Origin of the sequence: Rhodovarius lipocyclicus (assembly GCF_009900765.1) — a bacterium.
In the GTDB taxonomy this organism is placed as follows: domain Bacteria; phylum Pseudomonadota; class Alphaproteobacteria; order Acetobacterales; family Acetobacteraceae; genus Rhodovarius; species Rhodovarius lipocyclicus.
In genome coordinates this window covers 1-16845 of the sequence record NZ_JAAABL010000031.1, presented here as the reverse complement: position 1 = coordinate 16845, position 16845 = coordinate 1, and the positions used below count along the sequence as shown (strand labels likewise).

The following is a 16845-nucleotide window of genomic DNA, read 5'->3' as shown; positions in this document are numbered from 1 at the left end:
CCTGTTCCCTCACTCGCCGATATTGAGCAAGGCCCCCCTGTCGCGGGAGGCTTCGAGCTGGCTGAGGAACACCCAGCCCATGAAGGCCAGCCACAGCGCATCCAGCGCGAAGGCGGCGGCCATGTGGCCCGCGTCGAAGCGGCCTTCGAGCAGGGCGGCGCGCATGCCCTCGAACACATGGGCGGCCGGCAGGGCATAGGCCACGGGCTGCAGCCAGGCGGGCAGCACCGAGACGGGGTAGAACACGGCCGCGAACGGGGTGATGCCGAACAGCACCGACCAGGCCAGTGCCTCCGCCCCCTGGCCGAAGCGCAGGATCAGGGAGGTGACGCCGAGCGCGACCGCCCAGCCCATGATGACGAGGGCCGCGAAGAAGCCCACCAGCGCCGGGCCGAGGTTGAGGATGTTGAAACCATACAGCGCCCAGGCCAGCACCATGGCCGGCAGCACCGCGACCAGCGTGCGCGCCAGGGCCAGCGCCATCAGCGCCAGCACCAGTTCCCGCGGCCGCAGCGGCGAGACGAAGATATGGCCCAGATTGCGGGACCACATTTCCTCGAGGAAGGAGAGCGAGAAGCCCATCTGGCTGCGCAGCGCGGCCTCCCACAGCAGCACGCCGCCCAGCAGCACGCCGGCGGCGGCCGAGGCGACGTTGTTCTGCTCCCCCGCGAGGTAGGCGGTGATGAAGCCCCAGACCACCATCTGCAGGATGGGCCAGTACATCAGCTCGATGAGCCGGGGCATGGAGCGGCGGTAGAGGGCCAGGTGGCGGTACATCAGGCCCCAGATGCGGCGCATCATAGCGCAAGCCTGCGGCGCATCATGGTGCTGCCACCTCATGCGGGGCGCGGGCGATGTCCAGGAAGACCTCCTCCAGATTGTCCCGGCCATAGCGGGCGATCAGCTCGGCGGGCGCGCCGTGGTCCACCACCACGCCCCGGCGCAGCATCAGCACATGGCCGCACAGGCGCTCCACCTCCGCCATGTTGTGGCTGGCGAGCAGGATGGCGCAGCCGGAGATCGCGCGGTAGCGCTCCAGCCAGCCGCGCATCTGGTCGGCGGTGTCGGGGTCGAGGCTGGCGGTGGGTTCGTCCAGCAGCAGCAGGTCGGGCTTGTTGATCAGGGATTTCGCCAGCGCCACGCGGGTCTTCTGCCCGGCCGAAAGCTCCCCGGCGGGGCGCGCCAGCAGATCGCTCAGGTTCAGCTCCTCGGCCAGCTCGATAATGCGGGCTTCCAGCCGTTCCACCCCATACAGATGGCCATAGACGCGCAGGTTCTCCGCCACCGTCAGCCGGTGCGGCAGGGCGATGTAGGGGGAGGAGAAGTTCATCCGCGCCAGCGCCGCGAAGCGGTCGCGCGCCATGTCGTGCCCCAGCGCCAGGATCCGGCCGGAGGACGGCTTCAGCAGCCCCAGCAGCATGGCGATGGTCGTGGTCTTGCCCGCGCCATTGCCGCCCAGCAGCCCCCAGGTGGCGCCGCGCGGCATGGTGAAGGTCAGCCCATCCACCGCGGGCTGCCGGTCAGGCCTGTACCGCTTGACCAGCGCCTCGACCTGCAGCGCCGCCGTCATTCCTTCAGGCTGAGCATATGCCCGAAGCGCTCCGCCTTCGTCGCCAGATAGGCATCGTTCACGCCATTGGCGGCGAACTGGTGCTGCTCGCGGCCCACCACCTCGATCCCGCAGGCTGCCAGGCTCGACAGCTTGTCCGGGTTGTTGGTCAGCAGCCGCACGCGCGGGATGCCCAGCTGGCGCAGCATCTCGGCCGCGACCAGGAAGTTGCGCTCATCCGCGCCATAGCCCAGGGCCCGGTTGGCATCGAGCGTGTCCAGCCCCTGGTCCTGCAGGGTATAGGCGCGCAGCTTGTTCACCAGGCCGATGCCGCGCCCCTCCTGCGCCAGATAGAGCAGGATGCCGTCCCCGGCCTCCGCCATCTTGCGCAGGGCGCCGCGCAGCTGCGGCCCGCAATCGCAGCGCAGGGAGCCTAGCAGGTCGCCGGTGAAGCATTCGCTGTGCACGCGCGCCAGCGGCGCCCCGCCCTGGGCGGCCAGCTTTTCCGGGTCGCCCACCAGGATGGCCAGGTGCTCGATCCCGCCATCGGCGGCGCGGAAAGCGATGATGCGCGCTTCCGGCACATCCTCCAGCGGCACGCGGGCCTGGGCGACCGGGGCCAGGGTGGTGGCGGCGCTGGGGGGATAGGCCGCGATGTCCGCGGCCTCCAGCGTCACGATGCCCTGGCGGGCGGCGGCGGCGGCATCGCGGGCGGGGGCAGCAACCAGGGCCGGCAGCAGCCGGGCTAGCTTGGCCAGGGCCAGGGCCTGCGGCGCCATGGCGGGCACGGGCGCGCGTTCGGGCGATTCGGGCAGCAGCAGCTCGGCGGTGGGGTCGGCCAGGCGGCGCAGCCGGTCGGGCGCCAGCAGCGATTCGGGCAGGCGCAGGGCGGCCGCCCCTTCCTCCGGCGCGTTCAGCGCCACGGGGCGGGCGAAGACGGCGGCCGCCCGGGTGGGGGCCAGCAGCAGCACGGGGGATGCGGCGGCGGCGGCCTGAAGCTCACGCAGGCCCTCGGCGCCGACCGTTTCGGCGGCGGCCAGCAGCAGCGCGCCGTCCGGCCCATGCAGCAGCACGGGGGTGCCGCGGCGCAGATCGGCCGCTGCGCGGTGCACGGCGCGCATCGCCAACGCCTCCTCGGAGGGGGGCATGTCCGCCTCCGGGGCGTTGGGGTGGGCGTGGCTCAGCGAAGACATACGGTTAGGGTCCATTCCAGGCTGCAAGGAAGCGCCTGGATTGTGGCGTGGCAAGGGCATGGCATTCATGTAGGCACGAAGCTCCCGGCGTCCATGGTCTGTGTGAGTAACGCTTCAGAGGGGCTTGCGGATGTGTCGGCATGCGAAACAAACCCATTCGACGGCTGCCGCGATAGGTGCTAAGTCCGTGAGCGAGGGTTCTGGTCCGTGAGCGGGCGTGATCGGAACCCGCCTGCTTGGCCGGGAAAAGCCCGGGCGAGGGGGCACACACATCCCACCCGCCCGTGTCGAGGAACACCCATGGCCACTCCCCGTTCGGTGCTGATCGTGGATGATGACCCGGCCGTCCGTGAGACCCTGATGGACCAGCTGGGTCTGGATGGCGAATTCACCCCGGCCACCGCCGGAACCGCCGCGGAAGCCGAGTCCATCCTGGTCGCGGAGAATGCGCGTTTCGACGCTATTTTGCTCGATATTGGCCTTCCTGATGGTGATGGTCGGGAATTTTGCGCGAAACTGCGCCAAAAGGGCATCGTGGTTCCCATTATTATCCTGACCGGCGCCGATGGCGAACAGGATGTGGTGCGCGGGCTCGACAGCGGTGCCAACGACTATATCGCCAAGCCCTTCCGCCTGAATGAACTGCTCGCCCGGCTGCGGGCCCAGCTGCGGGTCTATGACAGCTCCGAGCACGCGGTGTTCACCATCGGGCCCTATGTCTTCCGCCCGGCTTTGAAGCAGCTGGTGGAGCCGCAGAAGAACAGGAAGATACGCCTAACCGAAAAGGAGGCGGCGATCCTGAAATTCCTGTATCGCGCCGCCGGAAAACCCGTGCCGCGCCAGACACTTCTGAACGAGGTGTGGGGCTATAACAGCGCGGTCACAACCCACACGTTGGAAACCCACATCTACAGGTTGCGCCAGAAGATCGAGCCCGACACCGGCGACACCCGGCTGCTGCTGACCGAGGGCGGGGGCTATCGCCTCGCCACCCCGGCGGAGCTGGGCCAGGGTTGAGAAAAGGGGGCCGTGAGGCCCCCTTCGCGTATCAGCCTTCCAGCGTCACCCGGGCGCGGCGGACCACATCGGTCCATTTCCGCAGTTCCTCGGCCATGTAGCGCGCGAAAGTCTCGGGGCTGGTGCCGCCATCGGGCGTCAGGTCCGGCTTCATCCCGCCCAGATCGGCCAGCTTCGCCCACACGGCGGGGTCCTGCACGGCCGCGTTGATCTCCGCGCCATAGCGCGCGACGGCCGCGGCCGGCATGCGCGCCGGGCCCTGCAGGCCGAACCAGGCCACCGCCTCCACCGCCGGGAAGCCCGCCTCGGCCGTGGTCGGCACATCCGGCAGGGCGGGGCTGCGGGTGGCGCTCGTCAGCGCCAGCGGGCGCAGCCGCCCCTCACGCAGATGCGTGACGACGGAGGGCAGGTTGTCCACCGCCATCTGGATGCGGCCCGACAGCACCTCCTGCAGCATCGGGCCCGAGCCGCGGAACGGCACATGGGTGATGTCGATCTCGGCCACCATCTTCAGCAGCTCGGCGGTCATGTGCAGGGAGGTGCCGAGGCCCGAGGAGCCGTAGTTCAGCTGCCCCGGATGGGCGCGGGCATAGGCCACCAGCTCCGCCAGGGTGCGCACGGGCAGGGAGTTGGTGACGAAGATCGCGTTCGGCACCCGGAGCAGCAGGCCGAGCGCCACCAGGTCCTCAGGCTTGATCGGCATGCGGTTGCCGTAGAGCGGGAAGTTGATGGCGCCCCCGCCGATGGTCTGCATCAGCAGGGTGTGGCCGTCGGCCTCGCCCTTGGCCACCACCTCATTGGCGATGTTGCCGCCCGCACCGGGGCGGTTCTCCACCACCACCGCCTGGCCCAGTCGGTGCGTGAGGTATTCGGCCAGGATGCGCGCCGCGATATCGGTGGTGCCGCCCGGGGAGAACCCCACCACGATCCGCACCGAGCGGCTGGGGGCCCAGGCGCCTTGGGCCATGCCCCGGCCGGTCAGCGCGGGGGTCGCAAGCAGCGCCGGGGCGGTCAGCAACAGGCGGCGGGTGGTGGTCATACGGTAGTTCTCCCTTAATCGGCGGTGATCTGCGCCGCGGTGATGATCTCGCGCCATTGCGCGGTTTCGGCCCGGACGAAGCGGGTGAAATCCTGCGGCGAGCCGCCCATGGCGCTCACCCCCTGCGGTTCGAAGCGCGCCCGGGCCTCGGGGGCTGCCAGCGCGGCATTGGCCTCGGCGTTCAGCCGGGCGATGGCGGCGGGCGGCGTGCCGCGCGGCACCTGCAACCCGTACCAGACGGTGGTGGCGAAGCCCGGCAGGGTCTCGGCCATGCTGGGCACATCCGGCAGGATGGGGCTGCGGGCCGCCCCGCTGACCGCGATCGGGCGCAGCGTGCCCGCCTGCAACAGGCCGATCGCGGTGGGCAGGTTGCCGAAGGCGATGGAGATGCGCCCCGCCACCAGCTCATTCAGCATCTGCCCGCCGCCGCGATAGGGCACGTGCAGGATGTCGATGCCCGCCCGGTGCGCCAGCATGGCACCCGTCAGGTGCAGGGAACTGCCCGCGCCGCTGCTGCCATAGGTCAGCCGCCCCGGTGCCTCCCGCGCGGCGGAGATGAATTCCCCGAGGTTCGTCCACGGTGCGCCCGGCGGCACGGTGGCGACATTGGGCAGGGCGAACATCGCCGCGACCTCCGTCAGCGCCTCGCCGGGGTGAGGGATGTGGCGATAGACGAATTGGTTGGTGGCCGCCGTGCCGACGCTGCAGAAGAACACGGTGTGGCCGTCGGGCTCGGCCTTGGCCGCCATGTCCGCCGCCAGGCTGCCCGCGGCGCCGCCGCGGTTGTCCACCACCATGGGCTGGCCGAGGGCAGCCCCCATGCGCTCCGCCGTCAGCCGCGCCAACATGTCGGTGCTGCCGCCGGGCGGGAAGGGAACGATCAGCCGCAGCTGGCGGGAGGGCGCCCACACGCCCTGCGCGCGCGCCACGCCCCGCGCGCACGCCAGGACGGGCGCCGCCAGCAGGGGCAGCAACGCTCTGCGCGCCACATGGCGCGGCAGGCCTGCCTTCGGCCTAGAGGCCGGAGCGGACATGGACGTTCCCTCATCTTATTTTTCAACCTGGAATGTGGCAAAGCAGCGCCTGGGCTTCAAGTTGCCTTGAGCGCGCCATGATGCACCTTCTTACTGCGTGGCGCGTTTGAGCCGGAGATTCCGCGCCGCAGGAGGGCATGGTTGTGCAGTTCATCAGGCTCTACGGCCGCGTCCTGGCATTGTTGGCGGCGGATCGCTGGGTGGCCTGCGGGCTCGCGCTCTCGGCCCTTGCCCTGGCCGGACTGCAATTCCTGGAACCCGTGCTGTTCGGGCGGGTGGTGGACCTGCTCTCGCGCTCCAGCACCATGGGCGAGCAGGCGCTGTGGCGAGAGGCGGTGACGCTGCTGGTGGTCTGGGGCTCGGTGGGGCTTGCGGGCATCGGCGCCAATGTCGCGGTCAGCCTGCTGGCGGACCGCATGGCCCATCGCAACCGCCTGCGGATGATGAACCGCTATTTCAGCCATGTGCTGTCGCTGCCGCTCGCCTTCCATGGCGATGTGCAGTCGGGCCGGCTGATGAAGGTGATGCTGGTCGGCGCCGACAACCTGTTCGGCATGTGGCTGTCCTTTTTCCGGGAGCACCTGATCACCTTCATCAGCGCGCTGGTGCTGCTGCCGCTGACCCTGCTGCTGAACTGGCGGCTGGGGCTGATCCTGATCGGGCTGGTGGCGGTGTTCACCCTCGTCACCGCCTTCGTCATCCGCAAGACGCAGTCGGCGCAGATGCAGGTGGAACGCTTCCATTCGCAGCTGGCGGGCAGCGCGCAGGATGCGCTGTCCAACGTGGTGGTGGTGCAGAGCTTCACCCGCCTGCGCAGCGAAACCAAGATGTTCTCCGACATCATGCGCCAGGTGCTGGACCACCAGTTCCCGGTGCTGAACTGGTGGGCGGTGGTCAATGTGCTGACGCGCGCCTGCTCCACCATCACCGTCATCGGCATCTTCGTGCTGGGCACCATCCTGCATGTCCGCGGCCAGGCCAGCGTGGGCGACATCGTCAGCTTCATGGGCTTCGCCACGCTGCTGATCGCGCGGATGGAGGGGGCGGTGGCCTTCGTCTCCCACCTGCTGTTCCAGGCGCCGGCGCTGGAGGAATTCTTCCAGGTGCTCGACACCCGCAGCACCGTGCCCGAGAAGGCCGACGCGCTGGACCTGCCGCGCGCCGAGGGCCACGTGCGCTTCGACCATGTGGGCTTCGCCTATCCGGGCGGGTCGCGCATCCTGGCCGACATCGATTTTTCCGCCGAACCCGGCACAGCCGTGGCGCTGGTGGGCCAGACCGGCGCCGGCAAATCCACCGCCATGGCCCTGCTGCAGCGGTTGTGGGACCCGGTGGAGGGCGCCGTCACCCTCGACGGCCACGACCTGCGCGACCTGTCGCTGGAATCGCTGCGCCGGAACATCGGCGTGGTGTTCCAGGAAAGCATGCTGTTCAACCGCACCATCCGCGACAACCTGCTGGTGGGCCGCCCGGACGCGACGCAGGAGCAGATCGAGGCCGCCTGCCGCCTAGCCGAGGCGCATGACTTCATCGCCCGCCAGCCGCAGGGCTACAACACCATGGTGGGCGAACGCGGGGCGTCCCTGTCGGGCGGGCAGCGCCAGCGCCTGGCCATCGCGCGCGCCCTGCTGAAGGACCCGCCGGTGCTGATCCTGGACGAGGCGACCAGCGCGCTGGACGCCGCCACCGAGGCCCGGGTGCAGATCGCGCTGCGCAACCTGATGCAGGGGCGCACGACCTTCATCATCGCCCACCGGCTGTCCACCGTGCGCGAGGCCAACACCATCCTGGTGTTCGAGAACGGGCGGGTGGTGGAACGCGGCACCTTTGAGGATCTGGTGGCCGCCGACGGGCGCTTCGCGGCGCTGGTGAAGACGCAGCTGATGGGGGCTGTGGCGCCGGCGCATTAGCCGCCAAAACGGGCAAAGCCCCCAGCCTTCTTCAGTGTTTCACGTGAAACCCCACCTCCGGGCTTGCCGGAACCCGGCCCTGCCGCTATGCCCCGCCCCGAAAACCGAGGACTAGACCATGGCCATCGAGCAGACCTTCAGCATCATCAAGCCCGACGCGACCCGCCGCAACCTGACCGGCGCCATCAACGCCGTGTTCGAGAAGAACGGCCTGCGCATCGTGGCGCAGAAGCGCATCCAGATGACGCAGGCGATGGCCGAGTCCTTCTACGGCGTCCACAAGGAGCGCCCCTTCTTCAAGGACCTGGTCTCCTTCATGATCTCCGGCCCCGTGGTGGTGCAGGTGCTGGAAGGCGAGAACGCCGTGGCCAAGAACCGTGAGCTGATGGGCGCCACCAACCCGGCCAACGCCGCCGAGGGCACCATCCGCAAGCTGTTCGCCGAGAGCATCGAGGCCAACTCCGTGCATGGCTCCGACAGCCTGGAGAACGCCGGCATCGAGATCGCCTACTTCTTCGCCGGCTCCGAGATCGTCGGCTGAAGCCAGGCAACTGCCTGCGGAACGGGCCGCGGCACCGGGCAACCCCCGGTGCGCGCGGCCTTTTTGCTTTCCGGCCCCCTGGCGGGGCGTGGGCCCACTGGCTTAAACCGGCGCATCACCATCCAGAGGATCGCGCCGCATGACCATCCAGCGTTTCGCCGAGGAAGCCCGCCTGTCGGGCGCCGTTGCCCATAACGGAGTGCTCTACCTCGCCGGCCAGGTGGCCGATGACGCGACGCTGGATACCGAGGGCCAGACCGCCGACATCCTGGCCCAGATCGACGCGCTGCTGGCCGGGGCCGGCACCGACAAGTCCCGCCTGCTGTCCATCACCTGCGTGCTGGCGGACATCAAGGACGCCCCCCTGATGAACCGCGCCTGGGACCGTTGGATGGACAAGGCGAACAAGCCCGCCCGCATGACCATCCAGGCGCCCCTGGTGGACCCGGCCTGGAAGGTCGAGATCACGGGCATCGCGGCCATCCCGGCGCCCATGCCGGCCGTGCCCGCCGCCGATGTGGGCCAGGGTGGCTGACGCCAGGCACCAACGCCGCCGGCGCCGCCGCACGGCGCTGATGAATGGGGTGGTCACGGCCTCCCTGATGCTGCTGGTCGCGGCCGCCGCGGGCGACCAGGGCTGGCTGTTCAGCGTGGCCGCCTTGGGGGTGGCCGTGGGCACGGTGCTGGCCCTCTATCTCGTCTTTCCGCAGGGCATGTTGTTCGCGCTCGGCGTGGCCAATGGCATGGCCGTGTACATGTGCCTGTATGTCGTGATCGGCCGCAGCGCCTTTCCGGATGCGCTGCCCTGGTCCCGCCCGGTGGGGTTCGTGATGCCGGTGGCGGCCTTTCTCGGCGCCTGCCTGTACTGGCGGCAATCCCTGGTGCGCCTGGCGTCGGAGGGGTTGAACGAGGCCGACATCACCCATCTGCCGCGCTTCCTGCGCTGGTTCCTGCTGTGCGGGGTGGTGGGGGTGCTGTCGCTGTCCTCCCCCTTCAACCGCGAAAGCCCGGCGGTGCAGACCGCCACGCTGTTCCTGGCGATGGGCGTGATCTCGGCCATCTCCATCGTCTCGGTGCGCGACGTGGTGCGGCTGATGGTGGATGTGGCCGCCATCCTGACGCTGGTGGCCAAGCGCCTGCGCTTCCTGATGGTGCCGATGGCCACCTATGTCAGCCTGTTCACCATGATCGCGGTGGCCTTCGGCTGCTTCTACCGCATCGCCGACGGCCTCTCGCGTCAGCCCCTGTTCCAGCGCCATGGAGAGGCCGCCTGGCTCACCTTTTCCGAGGCGCTGCACTTCTCGGTCGTGACGCTGACCACGGTGGGCTATGGCGATTTCCTGCCGGTGGATGACGGCATCCGCATCCTGGCCGCCATCCAGATGGTGACCGGGCAGTTGCTGCTGCTGTTCGGCTTCGCCGAGATCATGCGCAGCCGGGGGCGCGGGCCCGGCGGCGGGGACTGAGGCGCGTGCGCCGGGGTTATTCCCGCCGCAGCAGCCCGTCGGTGATCGCGTCCGCCCATCTGCGGCTGCGGAAATCCCGGCGCAGCGCGGCCTCGTCGTAATCCTCGCGCAGCCATTGCAGGAAGGGCTTGGGCCAGGCCTTGGCATACAGCGCCACGAAGGCATCCAGGATGCCCGTGCGCGCGGCGGCGACATGGCCATAGCGCAGGGAGAGCTGGCGCATCGCCTCGGCTGGCGGGCGGCCCTGCAGCAGCAGCCACACCGCGGCGATCAGCCCGGTGCGGTCGGCACCCGATTTGCAATGGATCAGGATGGGTTCCCGCAGGCTGGGCAGCAGCGCCACCAGGCGCTCGATGCGGTCCCGGTGCGGCGCGCCCCGGCTTTCGAAGGGCGCGTCGATCAGCGTGACACCCAGCCGCGCGGCCTCGGCGCGGCTCAGCGCGTCAGCCCCGCAATCCTGGCGGTGGCCGCGCAGGTTGATGATGGTGCGGATGCCGTGCCGGCGCACCGCCGCGCGGATCTGCCAGGGCAACGGGTGGTTGGAGCGGTAGAGCCGCCCGGCCTCCACCACCCCCCAGTTGCGCCAGACCAGGCGGAACAGGGCATGGTCCACGAACAAAGCATTCAGCCAGCGGCGCATGGCGGTGCATATGACGCAGCGGCGAGGCGCTGACCAGAGCGGGCATGGCGGGGTGGGGGCAAAGCCCCCGCTTTCCCCGCCAGCGCTTCAGAACGGATCCGCCCGGTCCTTGCGCAGCAGCCGCCGGAAGGCGTGCTGGGACCGGTCGTGGCCCGTGGTGGCGTCGGCCAGCGCGTCCAGCCAGCCGGCGAACCAGGCTTTGCCCCAGTCGCCGGTCTGGGCCATGGGGTTCTGCAGCACCGACAGGCCCTCCGTGAAGGCGCGGCGGCCAGCGGCGTAGGCATCGTCGGTGACGAAATTGTCTTCGGGGTCGACTTCTTCGGGCATGCCGCTCTTTTGCCATGCCAATCGCGCCCGCGCCATGACTTCACCGTCATGATGCCCTGGCAGTTGTGCCCGGTGGCATGGCATACACGCAGGCGTGAGAACCGCTTTCCGCCGCCTTGCCCTTCTGGTCCCGGCCGTCGCCGCGGCGCTCGGCGTGGCCGTGGCTGTCTGGTGGGCCACCCTGGCCTGGGTCCAGCGGGAGGAACGCTCGGCGATCAGCATCGCGCTGGCCCGCGCCAATCTGGGTGCCGAGACGCTGGAACAGTCCATGTCCCGCGTCGTGGACCAGGTGGAGGGGCTGTTCGAGCTGCTGGTGGCCCGCCAGCGCATGATCGAGGCGGGCGACCAGGCCGGCCGGCTGGCGCTGGAACAGCAGGTGCTGAACCTGGCCCACCGGCGGGACCTGGCGATGAACCAGGTGGCGATCGCGGGGCTGGACGGGGTGGTGCGCTGGACCGCGACCCCCCCCGTGGGGCCGGGCAACGCCTTCGTGGGCGATGCCGAGCATTTCCGCGTCCCGCGCGCGGGGGTGAATGAACTGTATGTCTCCGAGACCTTCTTCAGCCGGGTGACCAACCGCTGGGCGCTGATCTTCTCCCGCCCGCTGCGCGACAGCGCCGGGGAGATCATCGGTGTCGCCATGGTCTCGATGAACCCGCTGCTGGTCTCCCGCCGGCTGGCCGCGATCAATCTGGGGCAGGGGGGCGTGGGGCTGCTGCTGCGGCGCGACGGCGCCATCCTGGCCGATTCGCGGGAGCGCGAGCCGGGCCGCACCGGGCGCATCGGCTCCGCCCATCCGGTGCTGGGGGCCATCCGCCTGGCGCGCGGCGGGCAGCTGGAGGTGTCGGAGCCGCTGGAAGGCGGCCGCCCGCAGCTGATCGGCTATCGCGTCATGCGCCAGGCGCCGCTGGTGCTGGTGGTGGCGCTAGACACGGAAACCGAGCTGGCGGCCGTGGATGGGCTGCGCCGCGCGGCCTATGTCGCGGCGCTGGTCATCATGCTGCTGTCGGCCGCCGCCCTGCTGCTCGGCGTCCTGTTCGCCGAGCGCTGGCGCACGCTGGAGGCGCTGGACGCCGCGCGGGCGGAGAATGAGGCAGCCCTGGAAACCCTGGCCCAGGGCCAGCGGATGGAGGCGCTGGGCCGGCTGGCAGGCGGTGTCGCGCATGACATCAACAATGTGCTGCAGGCGGTGCTCGGCGGCGCGCGGCTGATCATCAAGCGCAGCCAGGACCCGGCGCTGCACCGCCTGGCGCAGCTGATCTCGGAGGCCGCGGAGCGCGGCGGCGCCGTGACCCGGCGGCTGCTCGCCTTCGCCCGGCGCGACAATCTGGAAGCCGAGCCCGTGCCCGTGCCCGCCTTGCTGGAGGGCGTGCGGGAGGTGCTGGCCCATTCGCTGGGCGCCTCGATCAAGGTCGCCGTCTCCATGCCGCCCGGGCTGCCGGCGCTGCTGGCGGACCGCTCGCAGCTGGAAACCGTGCTGCTGAACCTGGCGATCAACGCGCGGGACGCGATGGCCAGCTTCGGGGGAGAGCTGCGGCTTTCCGCCGCCGCCGTCATCATGGAGGAAGACAACCGCCAGGGCCTCGCCCCGGGCCACTATGTGCGGCTGGAGGTGGCGGACAATGGCGCCGGCATGGATGCCGAAACGCTGCGCCGCGCCACCGAGCCCTTCTTCACCACCAAGCAGAAGGGCCAGGGCACCGGGCTGGGCCTGGCCATGGCGCAGGGCTTCTGCGAGCAGTCGGGCGGGGCCATGGAAATCCATTCCGCCCCCGGCGAGGGCACGCGCGTGACCCTGTGGCTGCCGCGCGCGGCAGCCATCAGCTCCGTTACGCGCCCGCTCGGCTCGATGCCCTCCCGCCAGGAGCGGCGCTGCCACATCCTGTTGGTGGACGATGAGCCGGAAGTGCTGGCGGTGCTGGCCGCCGGGTTGCGGGACCGGGGCCATATGGTCGTCACGGCGGTTGGCGCGCTGGAGGCGGTGGGCGCGCTCTCGGCCGACCCCAGGGTGGATGTGCTGGTGACGGACCTGTCCATGCCCGGCATGGATGGCGTGAAGCTGATCGAGGAGGCGCGGCGCCAGCGCCCCGGCCTGCCGGCCGTGCTGGTCACGGGCTTCGTGGCCGAGGCGGAGGATGAGTTGCACCATGCCTCCGGCACCGGCCCCATCCAGGTGCTGCGCAAGCCGGTGGCGCCCGAGGTGCTGGCCGAACGCATCATGGATTTGCTGCTTCCCGCGCGACAAACGGCCTGATCATCCGCGCGCGGCATGCTAAGGAAGGGCCGGTGGCTTCGGGGGAAGCCATGGGTAAGCGCATGGCGCCACCCGCCGGGGAAAGGGCGGGCGGTGCCATCGGGGGATGTGCATGGATCAGGTTTCGCGCCGGTCCCTGGCGATGCCGGGGCTGCTTGTCACGTTGGGGCTGACGGGGGGGCTGACGGCCTGCGGCGGGCCCGGGCCGGTGCGCCGCGCCCCCACCATCGCGGGCGTGCCCGATTACGGCGATGGCTACCTCTCCTGCGTGCCCTATGCCCGCGCGCGCAGCGGTATCGAGCTGCGCGGCGATGCCTGGCAGTGGTGGGAGGCCGCCTCCGGCCGCTATCTGCGCGGGCGCCAGCCCCAGCCCCGCAACGTGCTGGTCTTCGCCCGCACCCGGCGCCTGCCATCGGGGCATCTGTCCGTCGTGCGGCGCGTGATCTCGGACCGCGAGATCCGGGTGGACCACGCCAATTGGGCCGAGGCCGGCGGCGGTTCGCGCGGGCGGGTGGCGGAGGACCAGCCGGTGCTGGATGTCTCGGCCGCCAATGACTGGTCCCGGGTGCGGGTCTGGTATCCGCCGGTGCGCGATTACGGCAACACCGTCTTTGTCACCCAGGGCTTCGTCTCCCCGCGGTTGGTGATGGCCGGCGGGTGAGCGTGTTGTAATAACCGTGATCGCGGCAATGTGACTCATTCAAGTCGCATTTAAATCCGATTGACATCTATTCGGGCTGGGCAGAACTTCGGCCGATCTTCATTGTTCCTTGAAATCATTCTCCCGGGCTGGCGGCACGTATTGCTGCACAATGGGGAATGACGCTGAGCGCCAGCGGGAAAGAGGACCATGTGACGGAGCAGGATCCAGAACTGTCTCAACGCATCCGGGATATTCTGCTCTGCGCGATGCGTGAGACTGCCGCTGCCTCCCTCGATCCTTACTCCTATGCCGCCCGCCTGCGTGACGAACTCGAAGCATTACTCGATTCCATTCGTCTGTCCGGCATTCCCGGCATGTCGCTCGCCGAGGGCACCCTGCTGCTGCCCGCCCTGCTGCTGGAATGCGCGAGCTTGGTGGAGGCGGAGCTGGAGGCCGGGGTGATCGGCCAGCCCCCGCCCGAATAATTCCCGCCCGCCTGCATCCATGGCCCCGCGCGCGCCGTCATTCCCGCATCGGGGCGACGCGCGCGCCCCGCGCAGCAGGAGAGCCAGACAGATGAACAGCTTCCGCAACATGCTTCTCGCCGGCATCGCCGCCCTCGCCACCATGGGCACGGCCGCCGAGGCCGCCACGCTGGTGGCCCTGACCAGCGACAGCCGCCTGGTCCGCATCGACAGCGCCACCCGCCGCGCCAGCGCGCCGGTGCGCATCACCGGGGCCGCCGGCGCCGTGGTGGGCATCGACCAGCGCCCGCAGGACGGCCGCCTGTATGGTGTGACCGACAGCGGCCAGATCGTGATGATCGACCCCGCCACTGGCCGCGCCACCCGCGTCAGCCAGCTCAACACCGCCTTCCAGCCCGCCGGCCGCGCCATCGTGGATTTCAACCCGGTCGCCAACCGCCTGCGGGTGATGGGGCTGGATGGCCAGAACCTGCGCGTGAACGTGGAAACCGGTGAGGCCGTGGTGGACGGCCGCCTGAAGAACGCGCCGGGCCCCACCCAGGATGCCGCGCCGCGCGTGCTGGCCGGCGCCTACACCAACTCCCAGCCGGGTGCGACCGCGACCATGCTGCTGACGCTGGACGCCGCGGCCAACGCGCTGAACGTGCAGAACCCACCCAATGACGGCGTGCAGGCCCGGCGCGCGGCGCTGTCCATGCCCCTGCCCACCGCCTTCGCCTTCGACATCCTGGCCGAAGGCACCGCCAATACGGGCTTCGTCTTCTCGAGCGGGGCGCTGCACACCCTGAACCTGGAAAGCGGCGCCATGGCCACGCTGGGCCCGGTGATGAACCTGCCGCGCGGGGCCGAGGTGATCGACATCGCCGCCATGCGGTGAACTCCGGCTTCACGGCGGCCCCGCCTATCGGGGCGCCGCGACCGCGCGCCCCCGCGTGGCGGCCGGCAATGGCGACACCGCCGGCCGGGGCCCCGCCAGGCGGGGGAAAGCGCGGGGCCCGAGGCCCGCTCCCCGGGGGCTCCCGCACTCCCCACCCCCCATCCGGTTCCGGCCGCCGGGCCCCGCACCCGCCATCCCTTCGCCGGGATGGCGGGTTTTCCCTGTCCGGTGGCTGGATTTTCCGCCCCACCCGGCGCAATTTCCGCCCCGAATTCAGAGAGCAGGGGTGAGCCGATGCCGCATTTCGACATGATCCTGAAGGGCGGCAGCCTGGTGCTGCCCTGGGGTGAGACCCTGGCCGATGTGGGCGTGACCCATGGCCGCATCGCCGCCATCGGCGGGCTGGCGGGCGCCAGCGCCGATGAGGTGGTGGATGTCACCGGCCTGACGGTGCTGCCCGGCATCATCGACGCCCATGTGCACCTGCGCGACCCCGGCGACCCGGCCGTGGAGACCATCGCCACCGGTACCAAGGCGGCGATCCTGGGCGGCGTGTGCACCGTGTTCGACATGCCGAACACCACCCCCTCCATCACCAGCACCGAGCAGCTGGCCTGGAAGCGCGACTACATCCAGGGCCGCAGCTACGCCGATATCGGCTTCTATGTCGGCGGCAGCATGAAGAACCTGGACGACCTCGGCCGGCTGGAGACCGAGGAGAATGTCTGCGCGGTGAAGATCTTCGCCGGTTCCTCCACCGGCGACCTGCTGGTGGCCGACGATGCCAGCCTGGAGCGCGCGATGCGCAGCGGCCGCCGGCCGATCGCGTATCACTCCGAGGACGAGTTCCGCCTGCAGGCCCGCAAGCCCGCCTATGAGGCCGGCGGCCCGCACCGCCTGCACGCCGAATGGCGCGATGTGGAATGCGCGGCGCTGGGCACCCGGCGCATCGTGGCGCTGGCCCGCAAGACCGGCCGGCCCTGCCATATCCTGCACGTGTCCACCGCCGAGGAGCTGGATTTCCTGGGCCAGGCGCGGGAGATCGCGACGGTCGAGGTGCTGCTGAACCACCTGACCCAGACCGACGAGGCCTATGACCGCCTGGGCGGCTATGCCGTGATGAACCCGCCCATCCGCGACGCGCGCCACAAGGACGCGGCCTGGGCCGCCATGGCCAACGGCACCATCGACGTGGTGGGCAGCGACCACGCGCCCCATTCCCGCGCCGCCAAGGAACGCCCCTGGCCCGCCACCGCCGCCGGGCTGACCGGCGTGCAGACCATCCTGCCCATCATGCTCGACCACGTCAGCGCCGGGCGGCTGTCCCTGTCCCGCCTGGCCGATGTGATGGCGGCCGGGCCCGCGCGCGTCTATGGCGCGGTGGGCAAGGGCCGCATCGCCATGGGCTACGACGCGGACTTCACCGTGGTGGACATGAAGAAGACCCGCACCATCGAGGAAAGCTGGATCGCCAGCCCCTGCGGCTGGACGCCCTTCGCCGGCTACACCTGCCATGGCTGGCCGGTGGCCACGATCATCCGCGGGCAGGTGGCGATGCGCGAAGACGAGGTGCAGGGGGCGCCGAAGGGCGCGGGCGTGAGGTTCCGGTAAAGGGGGAAGGCGGGGGCGTTGCCCCCTGCACCCCCAAGCAAGGGGCTCTGCCCCTTGCATCCCCGCCAGGACCGTAGCGGCCCTGGACCCCGAGCAGTGGGCGCCCATCCTGGCAGGTTGGGCGCCTTTTTTTAGGGCTTGTTGAGATTCATCGTGACCGTATGACGGCTGCGGCGAGATAGATCATGGCGGCGAATGAGCTGTCTGTTTTGTCGCTACGCAGTGCGATCCGTTTGAATTCCTTGAGTTTGGCGAAGAA

General features: G+C 70.1%; 17 protein-coding genes and 1 pseudogene. 10 read left to right on the top strand and 8 right to left on the bottom strand.

The genetic code is table 11. The features are described from left to right. Positions 1 to 9 precede the first annotated feature (9 nt). The 3 genes from GT007_RS16675 to ribA are packed head-to-tail and all read right to left on the bottom strand — an operon-like array spanning position 10 to position 2757. Entirely contained in the window at positions 10 to 801 is a 792-nt protein-coding gene (locus GT007_RS16675) for an ABC transporter permease (RefSeq protein ID WP_236571711.1), read from the bottom strand. 19 nt (positions 802 to 820) lie between these two features. Then, positions 821 to 1570 carry an ABC transporter ATP-binding protein gene (locus tag GT007_RS16670; RefSeq protein ID WP_160122787.1) on the bottom strand — a complete coding sequence of 250 codons (750 nt, stop codon included), beginning with the start codon at positions 1568 to 1570 and terminating at the stop codon, positions 821 to 823. Then, a complete protein-coding gene (ribA, locus tag GT007_RS16665) occupies positions 1567 to 2757 on the bottom strand; it encodes a GTP cyclohydrolase II (RefSeq protein WP_408015558.1) in 1191 nt (396 codons plus the stop codon). Before ribA ends, GT007_RS16670 begins: the two co-directional genes overlap by 4 nt. 285 nt (positions 2758 to 3042) lie before the next feature. Between ribA and GT007_RS16660 the strand changes: the two genes are divergently transcribed. Further along, positions 3043 to 3759, top strand: coding sequence for a response regulator transcription factor (locus GT007_RS16660; RefSeq protein WP_160122786.1), 717 nt, complete (start codon positions 3043 to 3045; stop codon positions 3757 to 3759). Between the two features lie 31 nt (positions 3760 to 3790). Here the strand turns inward: GT007_RS16660 and GT007_RS16655 are convergent, their stop codons facing one another. Both GT007_RS16655 and GT007_RS16650 read right to left on the bottom strand, forming a co-directional pair. After that, positions 3791 to 4798 carry a Bug family tripartite tricarboxylate transporter substrate binding protein gene (locus GT007_RS16655; protein ID WP_160122785.1) on the bottom strand — a complete coding sequence of 336 codons (1008 nt, stop codon included), beginning with the start codon at positions 4796 to 4798 and terminating at the stop codon, positions 3791 to 3793. A gap of 14 nt (positions 4799 to 4812) precedes the next feature. Beyond that, positions 4813 to 5832, bottom strand: a complete 1020-nt coding sequence (locus GT007_RS16650) for a Bug family tripartite tricarboxylate transporter substrate binding protein (RefSeq protein WP_160122784.1) — start codon at positions 5830 to 5832, stop codon at positions 4813 to 4815. Positions 5833 to 5969: 137 nt separating this feature from the next. Here GT007_RS16650 and GT007_RS16645 point away from each other — a divergent pair, with 137 nt between their 5' ends. The 4 genes from GT007_RS16645 (at position 5970) to GT007_RS16630 (ending at position 9749) form a co-directional block, all read left to right on the top strand. Beyond that, positions 5970 to 7742: a glucan ABC transporter ATP-binding protein/ permease gene (locus tag GT007_RS16645; RefSeq protein ID WP_236571710.1), complete on the top strand. Its 1773-nt coding sequence runs from the start codon at positions 5970 to 5972 to the stop codon at positions 7740 to 7742. 118 nt (positions 7743 to 7860) lie between these two features. Further along, a complete protein-coding gene (ndk, locus tag GT007_RS16640; RefSeq protein WP_160122783.1) occupies positions 7861 to 8283 on the top strand; it encodes a nucleoside-diphosphate kinase in 423 nt (140 codons plus the stop codon). 139 nt (positions 8284 to 8422) lie between these two features. Beyond that, the gene (locus GT007_RS16635) at positions 8423 to 8818 is read left to right on the top strand and encodes a RidA family protein (RefSeq protein ID WP_160122782.1); all 396 of its coding nucleotides are present in this window, start codon (positions 8423 to 8425) and stop codon (positions 8816 to 8818) included. Next, a complete protein-coding gene (locus tag GT007_RS16630) occupies positions 8811 to 9749 on the top strand; it encodes a potassium channel family protein (protein ID WP_160122781.1) in 939 nt (312 codons plus the stop codon). Before GT007_RS16635 ends, GT007_RS16630 begins: the two co-directional genes overlap by 8 nt. A 16-nt stretch (positions 9750 to 9765) precedes the next feature. Here GT007_RS16630 and GT007_RS16625 read toward each other — a convergent pair whose 3' ends face one another. Together GT007_RS16625 and GT007_RS16620 are read right to left on the bottom strand one after the other, a co-directional pair. Further along, complete coding sequence (locus GT007_RS16625) at positions 9766 to 10389, bottom strand: fused DSP-PTPase phosphatase/NAD kinase-like protein (protein ID WP_160122780.1); 624 nt, start codon at positions 10387 to 10389, stop codon at positions 9766 to 9768. Between the two features lie 87 nt (positions 10390 to 10476). Then, positions 10477 to 10716, bottom strand: coding sequence for a hypothetical protein (locus GT007_RS16620; RefSeq protein ID WP_160122779.1), 240 nt, complete (start codon positions 10714 to 10716; stop codon positions 10477 to 10479). Between the two features lie 94 nt (positions 10717 to 10810). Here GT007_RS16620 and GT007_RS16615 point away from each other — a divergent pair, with 94 nt between their 5' ends. The 5 genes from GT007_RS16615 to GT007_RS16595 all read left to right on the top strand — a co-directional run bounded on the left by GT007_RS16615 (position 10811) and on the right by GT007_RS16595 (position 16586). After that, a complete protein-coding gene (locus tag GT007_RS16615; protein WP_160122778.1) occupies positions 10811 to 12970 on the top strand; it encodes an ATP-binding protein in 2160 nt (719 codons plus the stop codon). Positions 12971 to 13082: 112 nt separating this feature from the next. Beyond that, entirely contained in the window at positions 13083 to 13631 is a 549-nt protein-coding gene (locus GT007_RS16610) for a CHAP domain-containing protein (RefSeq protein ID WP_236571709.1), read from the top strand. 158 nt (positions 13632 to 13789) lie between these two features. Beyond that, the gene (locus GT007_RS16605) at positions 13790 to 14098 is read left to right on the top strand and encodes a hypothetical protein (protein ID WP_160122777.1); all 309 of its coding nucleotides are present in this window, start codon (positions 13790 to 13792) and stop codon (positions 14096 to 14098) included. Positions 14099 to 14189: 91 nt separating this feature from the next. Continuing rightward, a complete protein-coding gene (locus GT007_RS16600) occupies positions 14190 to 14975 on the top strand; it encodes a DUF4394 domain-containing protein (protein WP_160122776.1) in 786 nt (261 codons plus the stop codon). Positions 14976 to 15269: 294 nt separating this feature from the next. Beyond that, the gene (locus GT007_RS16595) at positions 15270 to 16586 is read left to right on the top strand and encodes a dihydroorotase (protein ID WP_160122775.1); all 1317 of its coding nucleotides are present in this window, start codon (positions 15270 to 15272) and stop codon (positions 16584 to 16586) included. A gap of 148 nt (positions 16587 to 16734) precedes the next feature. On the opposite strand, the pseudogene GT007_RS22535 reads toward GT007_RS16595, so the two are convergent. Continuing rightward, positions 16735 to 16845, bottom strand: a pseudogene (locus tag GT007_RS22535) (IS5/IS1182 family transposase); the annotation flags it as partial.

What these genes read in the sequence shown, in the direction of transcription:
- GT007_RS16595 (WP_160122775.1), top strand. Translation starts at nt 15,270, where the DNA reads ATGCCGCATTTCGACATGATCCTGAAGGGCGGCAGCCTGGTGCTGCCC.
- GT007_RS16670 (WP_160122787.1), bottom strand. Translation starts at nt 1,570, where the DNA reads ATGACGGCGGCGCTGCAGGTCGAGGCGCTGGTCAAGCGGTACAGGCCT.
- GT007_RS16660 (WP_160122786.1), top strand. Translation starts at nt 3,043, where the DNA reads ATGGCCACTCCCCGTTCGGTGCTGATCGTGGATGATGACCCGGCCGTC.
- GT007_RS16620 (WP_160122779.1), bottom strand. Translation starts at nt 10,716, where the DNA reads ATGCCCGAAGAAGTCGACCCCGAAGACAATTTCGTCACCGACGATGCC.
- GT007_RS16675 (WP_236571711.1), bottom strand. Translation starts at nt 801, where the DNA reads ATGATGCGCCGCATCTGGGGCCTGATGTACCGCCACCTGGCCCTCTAC.
- GT007_RS16655 (WP_160122785.1), bottom strand. Translation starts at nt 4,798, where the DNA reads ATGACCACCACCCGCCGCCTGTTGCTGACCGCCCCGGCGCTGCTTGCG.
- ndk (WP_160122783.1), top strand. Translation starts at nt 7,861, where the DNA reads ATGGCCATCGAGCAGACCTTCAGCATCATCAAGCCCGACGCGACCCGC.
- ribA (WP_408015558.1), bottom strand. Translation starts at nt 2,757, where the DNA reads ATGGACCCTAACCGTATGTCTTCGCTGAGCCACGCCCACCCCAACGCC.
- GT007_RS16605 (WP_160122777.1), top strand. Translation starts at nt 13,790, where the DNA reads ATGACGCTGAGCGCCAGCGGGAAAGAGGACCATGTGACGGAGCAGGAT.
- GT007_RS16650 (WP_160122784.1), bottom strand. Translation starts at nt 5,832, where the DNA reads ATGTCCGCTCCGGCCTCTAGGCCGAAGGCAGGCCTGCCGCGCCATGTG.
- GT007_RS16610 (WP_236571709.1), top strand. Translation starts at nt 13,083, where the DNA reads ATGGATCAGGTTTCGCGCCGGTCCCTGGCGATGCCGGGGCTGCTTGTC.
- GT007_RS16625 (WP_160122780.1), bottom strand. Translation starts at nt 10,389, where the DNA reads ATGCGCCGCTGGCTGAATGCTTTGTTCGTGGACCATGCCCTGTTCCGC.
- GT007_RS16645 (WP_236571710.1), top strand. Translation starts at nt 5,970, where the DNA reads ATGGTTGTGCAGTTCATCAGGCTCTACGGCCGCGTCCTGGCATTGTTG.
- GT007_RS16600 (WP_160122776.1), top strand. Translation starts at nt 14,190, where the DNA reads ATGAACAGCTTCCGCAACATGCTTCTCGCCGGCATCGCCGCCCTCGCC.
- GT007_RS16635 (WP_160122782.1), top strand. Translation starts at nt 8,423, where the DNA reads ATGACCATCCAGCGTTTCGCCGAGGAAGCCCGCCTGTCGGGCGCCGTT.